The organism is Rhizobium sp. 9140 (assembly GCF_900067135.1).
Classification (GTDB): Bacteria; Pseudomonadota; Alphaproteobacteria; order Rhizobiales; family Rhizobiaceae; genus Ferranicluibacter.
In genome coordinates this window covers 1430899-1447132 of record NZ_FJUR01000001.1, presented here as the reverse complement: position 1 = coordinate 1447132, position 16234 = coordinate 1430899, and the positions used below count along the sequence as shown (strand labels likewise).

Below are 16234 nucleotides of genomic sequence, written 5' to 3'. Positions count from 1 at the left end.
CCCATCGTCGCAGCCACAAAGCGCCTCCCCGCCAACCCCTGCAGGACAAATACCTTTAAGTATTGATTTACCATAACGAGCGCGCTGGCTCATTTTGACACGACGTTGCCGCAGGATGGGCGGAACTTCACAGTGCACGGGGCGTTGAGTTCACGAATCATTGAGGCGAGACACCAACATGACCGTATCGAACGCACATATCTGGAAGTCCGTTGCGGCCTCGGCGCGGCCTGCATCGCGGTCAAGCGAGAAGAACCTTCACATTGGCCAGACGCTGAAGGATCTTTACTTCAACGGTCAGATGCCGGCGACGGATGGGCGGTTCGAGCAATTGCTGGATGCGCTGGATTCGTCGGAAGGCCGCAGCGAGCGGCACTGATTTCCATCCGGCAGACATGGTGAGGGCGGCCCGGTGGGTCGCCTTTTTTGTTGCCTGTAAATGGGTGATCACGACCGGCGAACATGAAAAAGGCGGCCGAGCGATCAGCCGCCTTGTCCTCACAAGATCAGGGCTTGGGGTTGGCCAGCACGATGCTGCCGGGGTCAGCCTTGTAGGCGGCGGCGTCGTAGGCGGGCTGGGTTTCCAGCTGCTCCTTGGTGAAGGGCGAGTAGATCGTCATCGCGCCCTTTGCATTCGCCATGACCTGAATATTGGCAGCACTCATCGCCACCGGCTTCTGCGCAATGCCGAGAAAGCCGCCGACATCGATGATATAAGCTTCGAGCTTGCCGTCTTTTGCCAGGATGACGTCACCGACTTCACCGATTTTCGTGTCGTCGGCCACTTTCACCGGTGTGCCGATCAGCTTGTCGGCTGACAGCATGGCGGCATCGACCGGCTTCAACTCGTCCGTGGGCTCGACCGTCGCGGTGGCCGCAGCGTCAGGCGCCAGATCCGGATCGGTCATCTCCGGGGTGGTGCCGGTCTGGGGAACGGTCGGTTCGGCACCGGCAGCGTCCAGAGGGACTTCCGTATTCTCCGGCGTTGCGAGCGGCTTGGCCGCGGTATCCGTGGAGGGCGCGGGCGCGGTTGCTGCGGTGTCTTTGGTGACGGCACCGTCCATGACGGCCTTGCGCTGGAAAGCGGGCGCCGCTTCGAGGTCCTGCTTGGTCATGGAGACCACGAGGATCTTGGAACCGTCACGCTCCGACCACGAGGCACGATCGAAATTGACCGCCACATCCTTTTCGCCGATGCCGAGGAAGCCGCCGACGCCGACGACCAGCGCTTCGGTGGCGCCGGCCGCGTTGATCACGACATCCTTGACCTCGCCGATCGCTTCGCCTTCCTCGTCAACGCCGGTATAGACCGTCTTGCCGATAACGTTGGACGCGAGCATGTCGTCGCCTGCTGCCGCAGCAGAGGGTGATGCCGCAGGGGCCGAGGCTGCCGGTGCTGCTGCCGGTGCTGCTGCGGGTGCTGCCGGCGTCTGCTGTGCCAGTGCAGTACCGGTAAGAGCGGCAGCAAGAACTGTGCTTGCCAGAAGGGTTTTCAGCATCGGATTGCTCCTTAAACGTGAGACGATGGGACAGAATGAAATGGCGGTTCGGGTTTGCGAGTCGCGTGCGACGCTGTTTCGGCATGCGCGCTTTCTGGATGCATTCTGGAACGGAAAGAACGTGTGGGGGGCGAAACGCCGCTTGACGCGCGTGCCGGCAGCCATCATGGCCGACTTCGTGTTGCAGAGGCGATCTGCATCACCTCTTTGGTGATGCTGGATACGTCGCTGATTTCGCGCCGGTCACCTGCCACACCGCACTATCCCTACATTCACACAGGACCCATAACGCAAGCGGGGCGGGATTTGTTCCCATGTGTAGGCCGCAGCTCGTAGCCGCATCTCGTAATGGAGGCAGTTCGATGAACGGCGCTCGGCTAAGAGCATCAAACTGGTATGATCAGTGCTTGGAACAAAAGAGAGAAGCGCGCGTTATAGCTCCGCATTCCGAATGAACCCAAAGAGGAACCGCCAATGCTTGGCACCATTCTCGTGATCGTCCTTGTACTCCTACTGATCGGCGCTCTGCCGACGTGGGGCCACAGCCGCAGCTGGGGCTATGGACCTTCCGGTGGCCTGGGCCTGGTGGTCGTTATCCTTCTTGTGTTGGTCCTTATGGGACGCATATAAAACCTCGGCTTTCCCAGAGGGCCATCCACACCAAGTTGAACCGGAGGATATCACCATGAAAAAAGCTCTTCTCGTCGTCGCCCTGATCATGCCGCTCGCAGCCTGCACGCAGACGGAACGCGGCGCTGGCATCGGTGCAGCATCGGGCGCCATCATCGGCGGCGCGGCAACCGGCAACGTGCGTGGCGCGGCAATCGGCGCCGGCGTTGGCGGCCTTGCTGGCGCGCTGATCGGTCAGGCGAACGAACCGGGCCGCTGCATCTACCGCGACCGCAACGGCCGCCGCTATACAGCATCCTGCTGATCGGTTCGATCCATTACCGACTGAAACGGAAAAACGGGCCTAAGGCCCGTTTTTTTGTGTCGCTGATCTGGGGCTCCGCTCTTTCATCGGCCCTTGCGCGCATTCTCGACACCGTCAAGTTGCTGCAGGAGATCGAGAAACGCATCGGGAAGAGGTTCCCGCTCCACGGCACTGTAAAGGGCTCTCAGTTTCGAGACAATCTGGCTGTTCGGGTCCATGGTCTCCGCATGTTGCAGGACCGGGCCTTGTTTGGGGTTTGTCATATCCGCCATGATGTCAGGTCCGTTTCGTCCGAAATCCAATCGCGCCCATCCCGGCGCAGCCCGTCAGCATCCTCAAATTGATCACGTCTCCCTCATGCTTTGTAATTCTTGCCGATCAAACTTTCCACACGACGGGAAACATGGTCAAACGTCCCTGTTTCGACTCGTCGAACGATCAAACTCTGTCCGGTTTCGGCGCCAATATATCGAAGGACGTCTATCATGTCACTTTCCATGCGGATCGCCGCACACCTTCCCTATGTCCGCCGCTTCTCCCGCGCCATCACGGGCTCGCAGACGTCGGGCGATGCCTACGTCGCGGCCGTCCTCGAAGCGTTGATTGCCAATATCGACCTGTTTCCCAAGGCGTCGAGCGACCGGGTCAGCGTCTTCAAACTCTATTGCTCGCTGTTCGATACGATCACCATCAAGATCGACGAAGAGGCGGTAAATTCGCCTTATGCGTGGGAAAAGCGGGCCGCCGCCAATCTGGCGCGGATCTCGCCCGATGCGCGCAAGGCGTTCCTGCTCGTCTCCGTCGAAGGCTTTAGCCCCGATGAGACCGCGGAAATCCTGAGCGTTACGCCGGATGCGGTGGCCGGATTGATTCAGCAGGCTTCGACGGACATTTCCCGTCAGGTCGTGACCGACATCCTCATCATCGAGGACGAGCCGCTGATCGCCATGGATATCGAGGATATGGTGCGCAGCCTCGGCCACGGCGTGGCCGGCATTGCCCGCACGCATAGCGAAGCGGTCGAGCTGTTCAAGCGGACATCGCCGAAAATGGTCCTGGCCGACATTCAGCTTGCGGATGGCAGCTCGGGTATCGATGCGGTAAACGAAATTCTCTCGACGGCGACCGTGCCGGTGATCTTCATCACGGCGTTTCCGGAGCGCCTTCTGACGGGCGAAAAGCCGGAACCGGCCTTCCTCGTCACGAAGCCGTTCAACCCTGACATGGTGAAGGCGCTGATCAGCCAAGCGCTGTTCTTCAACGAGAACGCCCCCGCCGGCGAAGCCTGAGAGCTCCTCAGCCGGGCAGCTGGCGTTCCGGCGGCCGAGTGCGGACCTCGTTGAAGATGGTGAGACCGATCAGCGCGAGCGGCATGGCCAGCATCGCGCCGACGGCACCCCACATCCATGTCCAGAAGATGATGGCGATGAAGATCAGGAACGGGTTGATCTCCAGGCGATGGCCGAGGATCGCTGGCGTTACCAGATTTTCCATGACCAGATGCAGCAGGAAGAAGCAGGCCGCTGGCAGCAGTGCCATGATCATGCTGTCATGCGTCATCAGACCGGCGCAGGTGAGCGCGATCGTCATGGCGGTAACGCCGAGATAGGGAATGAAGCTGGAAACAAAGGCGAAAAGCCCCCAAAGAACCGCGCCCGAGAGCCCGCCAGCGAAGGCGATGAGAGCCGTGATCGTGCCGAGCGAGATATAGATCAGGCTGGCAGTGGAGAAATAGAAGCCAACGGCGTTCTCCGTCGCATTCATGACGCGGATCGCCGTCAGGCGGCGCTCATGCGTGGCAAAGGCAAGGATAATGGTCTTGCGCAGATGCGCGCGGCCGATGAGGAACAGGCCGAGGGCTGCAAGGAAGATCAGCGTCTGAACGAAGGCGGGCGTAAGGCCCGTGGCGACCAGCCCCAGCATGGAGCCGGCATTGGCCAAGACCATGTCCGATATCGCCTTCTCGTTCGCGCCGTTGATAGCCCGCCTGACCCATTCGAAGCGCTCGAAGAAGGGCAGGAAGCGCTGAACCGCGTCTTCCATGATCATCGGGGCTTTTGCGGTCAGCGTGGAGATCGGCTCGATCAAGGCGTTGACGAGGAAAAAGACCAGCACCACGAAAACGACACCGAAAAACAGGCCGCCCAGCACGGGCGGAAGGCCAAAACGCGAGAGCCGGTCAGCCGCAACACCGAGCACCATACCCACGACGATCGCTAACGTCACAGGCATCAGGATGGATTCGAGCGTATAAATGACGCCGGACATCAGGATGACGAATGTCCCGACAATACTCCAGGCGACGACAAGATCGAGGCCGGTCTTGGGATCGGCCAGTGCCGTCGCTTCGGACGGCGGCGGGTTCTCGATTTGCGCCTTCTTCTTCGCCTTGAACAGGGCTCGCTCCGGTATGGCAGAATTCATCTTTGACCTCCACTCGCAGTGAGCGCGGGCCGAAAGCTGCCGCGGTATCTTGCCTGACGCCCCAATTTTGCGGTCTCGCAATGCTCTACGAGCATGACCTGACAGCTAGGACGTTCGTCAATCCGGAGACGGGAGAAAAGTTCCCGTAAAGCTCTGACGGGCCGATACTTTCCACCAAAAATGGTATTTTTCAGCGGTCACTTTTACAGCCAAGCAGATCAATACTTCTCTGGCGGAAAGATCCGCAGGGTCAACGAGAAGAGGCCGAGACCCAGGAGAACGACGAGCAGCGTGTTCGCCACGTCGTCGGATGTTGCGGAGACGACGCCGACGGCAAGTGCGGCGCAGACGAGCAGGATCAGGCCGAGCCTGGGCAGCCAGTAAAGCATGGGAACGTCCTTCGATGTATGGAAACGTTAATTCTGGCCTAACAACGGCCCGATTTGCGAAATTGTTCCCAAGCTTTCGCGAAGGCTGTGATCCGGGACATTTCCGACGGCGTACGTCTCAACGAACAAAGAACCGAGAGCGCGCGCCATGCACAGATTCCTTCTCTCCATCAGCCTCTTGTTAGCCTCCGGCAGCACCGCAGCCTTTGCGGCCGGCATGACCGAGGCCGATATCCGCGATAAGATCATCGGCCGCACGATCTATCTCGAAGCGCCGATGGGCGGAGAGTTTCCGCTGAACTACCGGACGTCGGGCGTGGTGGATGGGGATGGCAAGGCGCTTGGGATCGGCAAGCTGATCCAGCCGAGCGACACCGGCAAATGGTGGATCGCCGACGACAAGCTCTGCCAGCAGTTCAACACCTGGTACAAGGGCGCGAAAATGTGCTTCGACCTGACCGCTACCGGCGCCGACAAGGTGAAGTGGGTGCGCGACAATGGTGAGAGCGGTATGGCGCGGATCGGCAACTAGGATTGCTTTGAATGCCGCAGGCGTGACCGGGCGACCGTGTCGCCGCCCGGTGCTTCCGCCTTAAAGGGCGGCGATGACGATGACTTCAACCAGATATTCCGGGGTCGCGAGCTTGGCTTCGCCCGTGGCGCGCGCCGGCGTGTTGCCTTGCGGTGCCCACTTGTCCCAGACGGCGTTCATCTTCGGGAAGTCGGCCATATCGGCCAGCCAGATGGTGGCGTTGAGGATTCGGGTCTTGTCGGTGCCGGCCTGTTCCAGCAGGCGATCGACCGAAGCCAGCGCCTGGCTCGTCTGGGTTGCGACGTCGTCGCCCGCATTGCCGACCTGACCGGCGAGATAGACGGTGCCGTTGTGAACGACGGCCTGGCTCATGCGCGGGCCGGTCTCGAAGCGTGTGATATCCATCGTGAAATTCCTCTTGCTCGAATGCGTTGACGCCGAAGCGCAGACGCATCGGGGCTTACAGGAGAACGGGCTTGAGGAAAACCTTCGGGCTGAAAAGTTCGGTTTAGGTCAGACTTTCATGGAACGGCTGCTGCGGCACCGGAAACGCGAGCCGCACACGCGTTCCCTGCCCGTCCCCGGATTCCACCGTCAATGCAGCATCGTGCAGTTCGGCGATGCGCTCCACGATCTTCAGGCCGACGCCGAGCGCATCCGAACTCTTGATCCGCCCGCTTTCGAGGATATGGCTGGGCGACCGGCCGAAGCCGGGGCCATCATCGGCCACGTCGAGTACGCCCAGATCCGCCGTTCGCACCGAGATATGCGTGCCCTTCGGCGTGTGCTTGACGGCGTTCTCAACGAGGTTGCTGATCGTATTCTCGATCAGCGCCGGCACCGCCCGGATCTCGCCACCGCCCTCCTCCACGAACTCGAGTGTCCGACCGCTGTTGAAGACGAAGGGGGCGAGTTGGGCGACCACATCGCTCGCCAGACCCGGCAAGGAGACCGGCTTGAAAGAGGCGGCATCCACCACATCGAGTTTCGCGAGGGAGGTCAGCTGCTCCAGCATGTGGGTCAGCGCCTCCAGGTCCTTTTCGGCCTTGCGTGCGCGGGGGTCATCGATCCGCTCCAGCTCCATCCGCACCACGGCGACGGGTGTACGGATTTCGTGGGCGATCGAGGTGGAGAAGATCTTCTGCGCCTGAATGAGATCCGCCACCCGCACCAGAAGCCGGTTGACGGCATTGGCGAAGTTTGCGATCTCGCGCGGCATGCCCTCTGTCGAGAGCGGGCTGAAGGCAGCACGCGGATCGATGACGTCTGCCGCCTTGCCGGCTTCGACCACTGGTTTGAGCGCGCGCCGGACCGAGAGAATGGTGGCGCCGGCGACGAGGCCGAACATCAGCGGCATGGGGATGATCAGGTGATCCCGCAACTCGTGCAGCAACACGCTGGTCACGAACCCGTGGGGATCGCGCAGGACCGCAAGCTCGACGAACACCTCCTGCGTCCCGAACCGGAACGAGCGGCCGCCGGCGACGCTCAACGGCTTGCCGGGCGCGATCTCGCGTTGCCAGAAGGTCGGCGGGTTGATTTCGATCGGCAGGAAGTGGCGCTGGCAGAGCGCCTCGCAGTTGGAAAACAGAACTTCGCCGGCGGAGGTGCGGACCCGGACGAAGATGTCGCCGTCGGTCTCATCCTCGCGCATCGTGTAGCGTTCGGCGAGCGCCGGCGGCATCTGGAAGGAGATGCGGTCCTTGGCGACGACGATGCCTTCGGCCAGCGTTTCCGCCTCCTGCCCGATCAGAAATCCACCGAGATCGGCATCGTTCGACCAGTATTCCGCCAGCACGATGCCGAACTCGAGCATCATGGCGAGCACCGTGAAGGTGACGATGCGCAGCGAGACGATACCGATCAAGGAGCGATCCCGAACGGCACTCATGGCGCGGCCTGCAGCATGTAGCCGACGCCGCGCACGGTGACGAGATCGGCACCGGTATCGACCGGAAGCAGTTTCTTGCGCAGGCGTGAAACGGCAAGCTCCAGCGCGTTGGCGGTCATCTCCTCGCCGAATTCCGACAGCGCCAGCTCCAGCTTGCGCTTCTGCACCACCCGGCCGGCATCGCGCATCAGCAATTCCGCCAGCGCCCGCTCGCGCGGCGGCAGCGCGACGATGGTGCCGCCGCAGGACAGCTCCGCCATGGAAGGATCATATCGAAGGTGGCCGCATTCGAGCACCGGCTGAAGCGATGTCGGGCTGCGCCGCAGCATGGCGCGACAGCGGGCGAGGAATTCGCGGTGGTGAAACGGCTTGACGAGATAATCGTCCGCCCCCGCATCCAGCCCCTCGATCCGCTCCTCGATCGAGCCGCGCGCGGTGATGACGAGAACCGGCAGGTCCTTGTAGATCTTGCGGATCTGGCGCAGCAGCTCGATCCCGTTGCCGTCGGGCAGGCCGAGATCGAGCAGAACGAGGTCGTGCTCGCGCAGCGTCAGCGTCACCGTCGCATCGGCGATCGTCGTCACGACATCTAGCCGCCAGCCGGCCTCGCGGACGGTTTCGCCCAGAAGCTCGGCGAGCCGGGGACTGTCTTCAACCAGCAGCAGCCGCATGCATGTTTCTCACAGTCTGGAAAAGCGGATCGGGAAGCACGCGGAGCGTATCAGCTTTTGCGGCCCGCAACAGCGCCTCCCGCATCATCGTTGCGGGCCGTTGCTCATGGAGGCCGCAACGACGTCGCCTGTCATTGGGTCCATGACGACATCAGCCTGCAGGCGGCGCGCCGTCAGGGCCTCGATCTCGTAGCACGAGCCGATAACTTGGATATGCCGGACATCGGGGTAGCCGGCGGCAACGGCCTTGCGGGAAATCGCTTCCCGGCTCATCCAGTGCGCCTGCGGCTCCCGCGTGCAATCCGCATCGTGCTCGCCGGCCAGCACCGCACCGCCCGGCAGCGCGAGGTGCAGGAAGGGAAGGACGAGACGGAGCAGGCGGCGCATCAGCAATCTCCAGAGCCGGAACTCTGGAGATATGCCGATATCTTGCCGTCATCCGGCTGTCGGCTGTCGATCGAACTGCGCGTGCGCTCAGTCCACCGGGGCCGACGGCGGAGCATCGTCGAGGGGGTGATAGCAGGCGAAGCGATGATCCACAGGGCCATCGAGCACCGGCATCGTCTCGCGGCAGAGATCGGTCGCCCGCCAGCAGCGCGGGTTGAACGGGCAGCCGCTCGGCGGCTTCAGCGGCGACGGCAGTTCGCCTTGCAGCTGAATGCGCTGCCGCTTGCCTTCCGGATTGGCGACCGGCGTGGCCGACAGGAGAGCGGCGGTATAGGGATGCTGCGGGTTCGAAAACACGCTTTCCGCCGTGCCTGTTTCCACCGGCCGGCCGAGATACATGACCATGATGTCATCTGCGATATGGCGCACCACGGACAGGCCATGCGAGATGAAGAGGTAGGCGAGGCCCATCTCTTTCTGCAAATCCATCAACAGGTTCAGCACCTGCGCCTGGATCGACAGGTCGAGTGCGGATACCGGCTCGTCGAGCACCAGCACCTTGGGCCGCAGCATGAGCGCGCGCGCAATGGCGATGCGCTGGCGCTGGCCGCCGGAGAACATATGCGGGTAGCGGTCGTAATGCTCGGGGCGCAGACCGACCTTGCGCATCATCTCCTCCACCTTGGCGCGGCGCGTGGCCGCGTCATCGGTGGTGTTGATCTTCAGCGGTTCCTCTAGCAGGGACCCGACCTTCTGGCGCGGATTGAGCGAGCCATAAGGGTTCTGGAAGACGATCTGAACGAGGCTGCGCAGCGAGGCGTCGCCGACGCGGGCCGGCTTGCCGTCGATCAGCAGTTCGCCGCCGCTCGGGTCCTCGATCATCGTGACGAGGCGGGCGAGCGTGGACTTGCCGCAGCCGCTTTCGCCGACGACCGCCAGCGTGCGGCCGGAATGAAGCGAGAAGGATACGCCATTCAGCGCGCGCACGGTGGCGGCCGGTTTGAACATGCCGCGGGAGACGGAATAGAAGCGCTGGAGATCGTGGCCTTCGAGGACAGGTCTGGATGCGATTGCGGTTTCGCTGAGGTTGGTCTCGCTCATCGCGTGCCCTCTCCTGCAAGCTCGACGGTCATCGTCGGATGGTTCTCGGGAATGCCGTCGATCAAAGGGTAATTGCACAGCGCGCGGCCAAGTTCCGGCCCCTGCCGCACGACGGAGCGCGAACAGAGATCCGTGGCGAAGGCGCAGCGCGGCGAGAACAGACAGCCTTGCGGGCGATCATGCTGACCCGGCACGACGCCGAGAATGGACGGCAGGCGCTCGCCGATCCGCGCGCGTTCCGGCAGGGAGGCGAGAAGGGCCGCCGTATAGGGGTGATGCGGATCGCGGAAGAGCGCCTTGACCGGCTGCTCCTCGACCTTCTGACCGGCATACTGCACCTGCACGCGCTCGGCGGTTTCCGCGACCACGCCCATGTCGTGGGTGATCAGCACCAGCGCCATGCCGTTTTCCTTCTGCAGGCGAACGAGCAGGTCGAGGATCTGGGCCTGGATGGTGACGTCGAGCGCCGTCGTCGGCTCGTCGGCGATGAGGAGCTTCGGATTGCAGGAGAGCGCCATGGCGATCATGACGCGCTGGCTCATGCCGCCCGACATCTGGTGTGGGAAGTTCGACAGGCGGTCTTCCGGCGAGGGAATGCCGACGAGCTGGAGAAGCTCGATGGAGCGGGCGCGACGCGCGGCGCGGTCGAGGCCCATGTGGATGCGCAGGCTCTCGCCGAGTTGGAAGCCGACCGTGAAGCACGGATTGAGGCTCGACATCGGCTCCTGGAAGATCATCGCCATGTCCTTGCCGATGATCTTGCGCCGGTTTCGGGGCGACAGCTTCAGGAGGTCCTGCCCGTTGAACGCCATGCGGTCGGCGGTGATCTTCGCGGTCCAGGGCAGAAGGCCCATGACGGCGAGCATGGAGACGGACTTGCCGGAGCCGCTTTCGCCGACGATCGACAGGATTTCGCCGGTGTCGCAGGTGAGCGAGACGCCGTCCACCGCGCGGAAGGTGCCGGTGGAGGTCTGGAACTCGACGGTGAGGTTCTGGATATCGAGAAGCGGCATCAGGACCTCTTCAGTTTGGGATCGAGCGCATCGCGCAGGCCGTCGCCCATCAGGTTAATGGCGAGCACGGTGATGAGAATGGCAAGGCCGGGGAAGGTGACGACCCACCAGGCGCGCTGGATGAATTCGCGCGCTTCGGCGAGCATCGTACCCCATTCCGGCGTCGGCGGCTGGGCGCCCATGCCGAGGAAGCCCAGCGCCGCGGCATCGAGGATGGCTGCGGAAAAGGCCAGCGTCGCCTGAACGATCAGCGGCGCCAGACAGTTCGGCAGGATGGTGACGAACATGATGCGCAGCGTGCCGGCACCCGCGACCTGACTGCCGATGACGTAGTCCTTGTTGCGCTCGGTCATGACCGAGGCGCGGGTCAGGCGCACGAAATGCGGCAGGTTGACGAGGGCGATGGCAATCATGGCGTTGACAAGGCCCGGGCCGAGAACGGCAACGAGCACGAGCGCCAGCAGCAGCGACGGAAAGGCGAGGATGATATCCATCAGCCGCATGATGATGGTATCGACCTTACCCCGGAAGAAGCCGGCGAGAAGGCCGATGAAGACGCCCGTCACCACCGACAGGGTGACGACGATGAGGCCGACGAACAGCGAGAAGCGCGCGCCGTACATCAGGCGCGTCAGGATATCGCGGCCGACGGGATCGGTGCCGAGAAGATATTCGGCGCGGCCACCTTCGGCAAAAACCGGCGGCAGCAAGAGGACGTCGCGGTTCTGGATGATAGGATCATGGGAGGTGAGCAGCGGCGCAAAGATCGCCATCAGCAGGATGACGACGAAGATGCCGAGACCCAGCACGGCGCCGCGATTGCTGGAAAAGTAGAACCAGAACTCGGCAAAGCCGGATGGCGGCGCCGACGGCGTGGCAATGGCTGCCGCTGCGGGGGATACGGATTTTGTTTCGACAGATGACATATGTCGCGTCTCCTATCGCCGGATACGGGGGTTCGCCCAACCGTAGAGAAGGTCGACGATCAGATTGACGAACATGATCACGAGAGTGATCATCATGAGGCCGCCCTGCACGACGGCATAATCGCGCTTGAACACGCTATCGACCATCCACTTGCCGATGCCCGGCCAGGAGAAGATGCTCTCGGTCAGGATGGCGCCGCCGAGCAGAACCCCGATCTGCAAGCCGATGGTGGTGATGACGGGGATCATGGCATTGCGCAGCGCGTGAACGCCGATGATGCGGAAGGGCGACATGCCCTTGGAGCGGGCGGTTCGGACATAATCTTCCGAGAGCACTTCGAGCATGGCCGAGCGCGTCTGGCGCGCGATGACGGCGAGCGGAATGGTGGCCAGCACGATCGTCGGCAGGATCATGTGGCTGACGGCCGAGGCGAACGCGCCTTTCTGGCCGGAGAGCAGGCTGTCGATCAGCATGAAGCCGGTGACGGGCGGGAAGAAATAGAGGAACGAGATGCGGCCGGAAACGGGTGTCCAGCCGAGCGTTCCCGAGAAGAAGATGATGAGCAGCAGGCCCCACCAGAAGATCGGCATGGAATAGCCGACGAGGGCCGTGCCCATGATGGTCTGGTCGAGCCAGGTGCCGCGCTTGACCGCCGCCACCACGCCGGCCGGGATCCCGAGACAGACCGCGAGGATGATGGCGCAGATCGCCAGCTCCATGGTCGCCGGAAACAGCGTCATGAAGTCATCGATAACCGGCCGCTTGGAGATGATCGAGCGTCCGAAATCGCCTTGCAGCAAACCGGTGAGATAGTCGAAATACTGGACGTACATCGGCCGCTCGAGGCCGAGCTCGGCCATGATCTGCGCATGGCGCTCCGGCGCCATGACGCGTTCTCCGGAGAGCAGCATGACGGGATCGCCCGGAAGCAGGCGAATGAAGGAGAAGGCGATGATGGAGACCCCGACGAACGTCGGGATGAGGACGGCGAGCCGCCCGAAAATGAAGCGCAGCATGAGCGTTCCGTAAGATTGCAAAACCGGCGGCCCGATACGCATCGGACCGCCGGAGACACCGCGGATGCGGCGGAGGTGGCGATTTACTCGGCGATATCAACGCCGTCGAAGCGGTGGATGCCGAGCGGATCCTGAACGTAGCCCGAAACCTTCTTGCTCATCGGCATGAAGACGAGGGAATGGTCGATCGTGTTCCAAGGAGCCTCTTTCTTAAAGACGAGCTGGGCCTGCTGGTAGAGCTTGGTGCGCTCCGCCTGATCCGGTGTCAGCTTGGCCTTCTTGACGAGGTCGTCGAACTCCTTGTTGCACCACTGTGCACGATTGTTACCGCCAACCGCGGTGCAGCCGAGCAGCGTGTCGAGGAAGTTGTCCGGATCGCCATTGTCGCCGGTCCAGCCGAGGATGACCGCGCCGTCGCGGGCCTTGTCGGAGGAAAGCTTCAGGTATTCGGCCCACTCGTAGGAGACGATTTCGACCTCGACCCCGATCTTGGCAAGGTCGGCCTGCATGAGTTCGGCCGCGCGGCGGGCGTTCAGCATGTAGGGACGCGACACGGGCATGGCCCAGATCTTCATCTTGAGGTTGGAGACGCCAGCGGCCTCGAGTGCCTTCTTGGCGGCTTCGGGGTCGTATTTGTCGTCCTCGACGGCGTCGTTATAAGACCACATCGTCGGCGGGATCGGGTTCTTGGCAACGGTCGCCGCGCCCTGAAAGACGGCATCGACGATGGCCTGCTTGTTGACGGCCATGTTGAGCGCCTTGCGCACGTCCGGCTTGTCGAACGGTGCAACCAGCGTGTTGTAGGCGAGGTAGGAGACGTTCAGGCCTTCTTCCTTGAGGACCGTCAGGGTCTCATCCTTCTGCAGCTCGGAAACGTCGGCTGCATTCGGATACGGCATGATGTGGCATTCGCCGGCTTTCACTTTCTGCGCGCGCACGGCGGCATCCGTCGTGATGGCGAAGACGAGGTCGTCGATCTTCTGCTTGCCGCCCCAATAGTCGGGGTTCGCCTTGTAGCGGATGGCAGCGTCGGCCTGGTAGGCGACGAAGGTGTAGGGACCGGTGCCGAGCGGCTGCTGGTTCATCATCTCCATCTTGCCGTCGGCCTGCAGCTTGTCGGCATATTCCTTGGAATAGATGGAGGCGAAATCCATGCCGAGATTGGCGAGGAACGGCGCTTCGGACTTGTTGAGAACGAACTTGACGGTGAGGTCATCGACCTTCTCGATGGACTTGATCAGCTCGGGAAAGCCCATACCGCTAAAGTATTCGTAGGTTGCGCCGGCGACATACTTGTTCCACGGATTGTCGGCCTTGTACTGGCGCTCGAACGAGAAGATGACGTCGTCGGCATTCAGCTCGCGGGTCGGCGTGAAGAAGTCGGTGGTCTGGAACTTGACGCCCGGGCGCAGCTTGAACGTGTACTGAGTGCCGTCAGCCGACATTTCCCAGCTCTCGGCCAGACCCGGCTCGATTTCCGTGCTGCCTTTCTTGAACTCGACGAGACGGTTGTAGACCGTGCGCGAGGAGGCATCGAACGTGGTGCCGGCCGTGTAGAGAGCGGAGTCGAAACCTTCGGGCGAGCCCTCGGAGCAATAGACCAGCGTCTTCGACCAGGCACTGCCGGCCATCAGCGTCACGACAGCCGTCGCCGCGAGAAGAGTAGAGAGCTTTTTCATCACCGTTTTTCCCAGTTTTCTTGTGTTCTCTTGAAACATTCTTTTTTGCAAATGATCCGGATCGCAGCCGCAACCGGTCAGACCGAAATGGAACGACATTTGCCGCGGCAATGCAATAACCCGCTCTATTCTTTTGTCCAGTTGGAAAATTTATCCAAGATATAACGCATCTACGCTATGTCATTCCAGTTTTCCGACCACGGGATGCGCGCGCTCCGCTGTCTGCGCCGTCATGCCGCCGTGGCGCAGGAACGGTCACCTTGTTGGCCGTGGTAAGGGTTTGCGTGCCGAGCGGGCGACAGGCGACGCGTCCGTTTCATGTCCGGAAAGCGCACGGCCTTTCCCATTTCGAGCAGGTTCCACCTTTTTTAGGGGAGTTGCCAAGCGCGAATTGCCCGTTAAGCTAGCATTCCGGGAGCCAGGGGGGCATCATCGCCGTGGGCGCGTTGCTGGAAAGTTGCAGACGCTACGATTTTCAGAAGGATCTTGAGAAAGCGCTCAACCGCGTCGATTTCTTCAGGATTTTCCACATGCTGGCGCTCGGCGCCGGGTTCGATCACTTCGGCGTGTTGCAACTCGGCCAAGAGGCCGAACCTGCAGTTCTGACCACGCGGCTGGTGCTGCACGACCTGCCGCCCGGGCTGACAGAGGCGTATGACCGGCGCTACAAGCTTTCCGATTGCCTGCTTCTCAAGAGCCTCCATGCATCCACCGTGCCCTCCGTATGGTCGGCCTCCAGGGACGACGCGGCGGCTTTGAATGCCGGGACGGATTTCCTGGCGCAGATCGGCTTCGACCTCGTGGCCTGCGTACCTGTCCACAGCATCGTCGGCACGCGCTATGTCGTGGTGTATTTCGGGGATAACGACGACATCGATCGTACCTGCCATGTCGAGCTCTGTTACAACTCGATCACGGCGTTCGACTATTTCTATCGGTTCGTGCTGGCGACGCGGGCGGGAATGGGGCTGACGGCGCGGGAGACGGAAATTCTCCGGTGGATTTCACATGGAAAGACGGCGAGCGAAATTGCCCTCATCGTCTCGGTTTCCGAACATACGATCAACTCGCATACGGCGACGATCCTGAAAAAACTGGATGTCGTCAATCGGACGCAAATGGTTGCCAAGGCCATCAGGGAACAAATTATACAATGACGGTATTTTGGGGCTTTCGAACCCCGAAAGACATTAAACGACAATTATTTTAGATATTTAGAGATAACGGATCATTCATGTCGATGCCCATACCTGTTCAAATTCTTCTGATTGACGACGAACCCGCCGAGCATGTGATCCTGCGGCGACTGATGAGCAAGGTTCAGGCCTTCGCCATCCAGCTGCATTACTGCGAGACGATCGAAGCGGCCTTGCCCCTGCTTGAGCGGGGCACGCCCGTATCCATGGTGCTGGTCGACAACCGGCTTCCGCCACATGGCGACTTTCGCGATACGGTGCCGCAGATCCGCCAGAAGGGCTTCATCGGCCCCGTTGGCGTGATTTCCGGCTCGCTGGACGACGCGTATTTCCAGTCGTTCCAGGAATACGGTGTCGATTTCCGCCTCGACAAGGCAGAGCTCGACCCGACCGCCATCGAATTTCTGCTGCAGGAATATCTCGTGAAGTCCTGAGACGAAAACGACGCGTCTGCTGAAGACGCGTCGTTGCTTACTCGCAGTCTGCCGACATTCCGGACAGGCCGCCGTTAGAGCGCTTCAGCGTCTCTCCGAAGCGCGAAAGCCCTCTCTCTCATTGTTTCAACGCACTTCCGA

20 protein-coding genes are annotated in these 16234 nt (G+C 61.7%); 7 read left to right on the top strand and 13 right to left on the bottom strand.

Annotation, left to right across the window (positions count from 1 at the left end; all coding sequences use genetic code 11):
* Positions 1-178: 178 nt before the first annotated feature.
* Positions 179-379 (top strand): hypothetical protein, encoded by a 201-nt coding sequence (locus GA0004734_RS06695; protein WP_092932295.1) that lies wholly within the window; start codon positions 179-181, stop codon positions 377-379.
* Between the two features lie 127 nt (positions 380-506).
* Here the strand turns inward: GA0004734_RS06695 and GA0004734_RS06690 are convergent, their stop codons facing one another.
* Positions 507-1499: a PRC-barrel domain-containing protein gene (locus GA0004734_RS06690; protein WP_175386237.1), complete on the bottom strand. Its 993-nt coding sequence runs from the start codon at positions 1497-1499 to the stop codon at positions 507-509.
* Positions 1500-1973: 474 nt separating this feature from the next.
* On the opposite strand from GA0004734_RS06690, the gene GA0004734_RS06685 reads away from it, so the two are divergent.
* Both GA0004734_RS06685 and GA0004734_RS06680 read left to right on the top strand, forming a co-directional pair.
* Positions 1974-2129, top strand: a complete 156-nt coding sequence (locus GA0004734_RS06685; RefSeq protein WP_082477169.1) for a DUF3309 family protein — start codon at positions 1974-1976, stop codon at positions 2127-2129.
* 55 nt (positions 2130-2184) lie between these two features.
* Positions 2185-2433, top strand: a complete 249-nt coding sequence (locus tag GA0004734_RS06680; protein WP_092932291.1) for a glycine zipper domain-containing protein — start codon at positions 2185-2187, stop codon at positions 2431-2433.
* Positions 2434-2516: 83 nt separating this feature from the next.
* Here GA0004734_RS06680 and GA0004734_RS06675 read toward each other — a convergent pair whose 3' ends face one another.
* Positions 2517-2705: a NepR family anti-sigma factor gene (locus GA0004734_RS06675; RefSeq protein WP_092932289.1), complete on the bottom strand. Its 189-nt coding sequence runs from the start codon at positions 2703-2705 to the stop codon at positions 2517-2519.
* A gap of 213 nt (positions 2706-2918) precedes the next feature.
* On the opposite strand from GA0004734_RS06675, the gene GA0004734_RS06670 reads away from it, so the two are divergent.
* Entirely contained in the window at positions 2919-3722 is an 804-nt protein-coding gene (locus GA0004734_RS06670) for a response regulator (protein WP_092932286.1), read from the top strand.
* A 7-nt stretch (positions 3723-3729) separates the two neighbouring features.
* On the opposite strand, the gene GA0004734_RS06665 is transcribed toward GA0004734_RS06670, so the two are convergent.
* Positions 3730-4857 (bottom strand): AI-2E family transporter, encoded by a 1128-nt coding sequence (locus GA0004734_RS06665; RefSeq protein WP_092932284.1) that lies wholly within the window; start codon positions 4855-4857, stop codon positions 3730-3732.
* Between the two features lie 218 nt (positions 4858-5075).
* Positions 5076-5246 (bottom strand): hypothetical protein, encoded by a 171-nt coding sequence (locus GA0004734_RS25880; protein WP_092932282.1) that lies wholly within the window; start codon positions 5244-5246, stop codon positions 5076-5078.
* Positions 5247-5394: 148 nt separating this feature from the next.
* On the opposite strand from GA0004734_RS25880, the gene GA0004734_RS06660 reads away from it, so the two are divergent.
* Positions 5395-5778: a hypothetical protein gene (locus GA0004734_RS06660; RefSeq protein ID WP_092932280.1), complete on the top strand. Its 384-nt coding sequence runs from the start codon at positions 5395-5397 to the stop codon at positions 5776-5778.
* Between the two features lie 60 nt (positions 5779-5838).
* Here GA0004734_RS06660 and GA0004734_RS06655 read toward each other — a convergent pair whose 3' ends face one another.
* From GA0004734_RS06655 to GA0004734_RS06615, 9 genes are all read right to left on the bottom strand, one after another.
* Positions 5839-6183 (bottom strand): RidA family protein, encoded by a 345-nt coding sequence (locus GA0004734_RS06655; RefSeq protein WP_092932278.1) that lies wholly within the window; start codon positions 6181-6183, stop codon positions 5839-5841.
* A 103-nt stretch (positions 6184-6286) separates the two neighbouring features.
* Positions 6287-7645, bottom strand: a complete 1359-nt coding sequence (locus GA0004734_RS06650; protein WP_348626080.1) for a sensor histidine kinase — start codon at positions 7643-7645, stop codon at positions 6287-6289.
* A gap of 20 nt (positions 7646-7665) precedes the next feature.
* Positions 7666-8340 (bottom strand): response regulator transcription factor, encoded by a 675-nt coding sequence (locus GA0004734_RS06645; RefSeq protein ID WP_092932274.1) that lies wholly within the window; start codon positions 8338-8340, stop codon positions 7666-7668.
* A gap of 84 nt (positions 8341-8424) precedes the next feature.
* Positions 8425-8727 (bottom strand): PepSY domain-containing protein, encoded by a 303-nt coding sequence (locus tag GA0004734_RS06640; RefSeq protein WP_092932272.1) that lies wholly within the window; start codon positions 8725-8727, stop codon positions 8425-8427.
* A gap of 87 nt (positions 8728-8814) precedes the next feature.
* A complete protein-coding gene (locus GA0004734_RS06635; RefSeq protein ID WP_092932270.1) occupies positions 8815-9828 on the bottom strand; it encodes a peptide ABC transporter ATP-binding protein in 1014 nt (337 codons plus the stop codon).
* Positions 9825-10841 (bottom strand): ABC transporter ATP-binding protein, encoded by a 1017-nt coding sequence (locus tag GA0004734_RS06630; RefSeq protein WP_092932268.1) that lies wholly within the window; start codon positions 10839-10841, stop codon positions 9825-9827. Before GA0004734_RS06630 ends, GA0004734_RS06635 begins: the two co-directional genes overlap by 4 nt.
* Positions 10841-11767 (bottom strand): ABC transporter permease subunit, encoded by a 927-nt coding sequence (locus GA0004734_RS06625; RefSeq protein WP_092932266.1) that lies wholly within the window; start codon positions 11765-11767, stop codon positions 10841-10843. The genes GA0004734_RS06630 and GA0004734_RS06625 overlap by 1 nt, the downstream gene beginning before the upstream one ends.
* A 12-nt stretch (positions 11768-11779) precedes the next feature.
* A complete protein-coding gene (locus tag GA0004734_RS06620; RefSeq protein ID WP_092932264.1) occupies positions 11780-12784 on the bottom strand; it encodes an ABC transporter permease subunit in 1005 nt (334 codons plus the stop codon).
* Positions 12785-12867: 83 nt separating this feature from the next.
* Positions 12868-14463, bottom strand: coding sequence for an ABC transporter substrate-binding protein (locus GA0004734_RS06615; protein WP_092932262.1), 1596 nt, complete (start codon positions 14461-14463; stop codon positions 12868-12870).
* 530 nt (positions 14464-14993) lie between these two features.
* Here GA0004734_RS06615 and GA0004734_RS06610 point away from each other — a divergent pair.
* The gene (locus GA0004734_RS06610) at positions 14994-15620 is read left to right on the top strand and encodes a helix-turn-helix transcriptional regulator (protein ID WP_139056241.1); all 627 of its coding nucleotides are present in this window, start codon (positions 14994-14996) and stop codon (positions 15618-15620) included.
* 77 nt (positions 15621-15697) lie between these two features.
* A complete protein-coding gene (locus GA0004734_RS06605; RefSeq protein ID WP_092932258.1) occupies positions 15698-16093 on the top strand; it encodes a response regulator in 396 nt (131 codons plus the stop codon).
* The last annotated feature ends 141 nt before the right edge of the window (positions 16094-16234 follow it).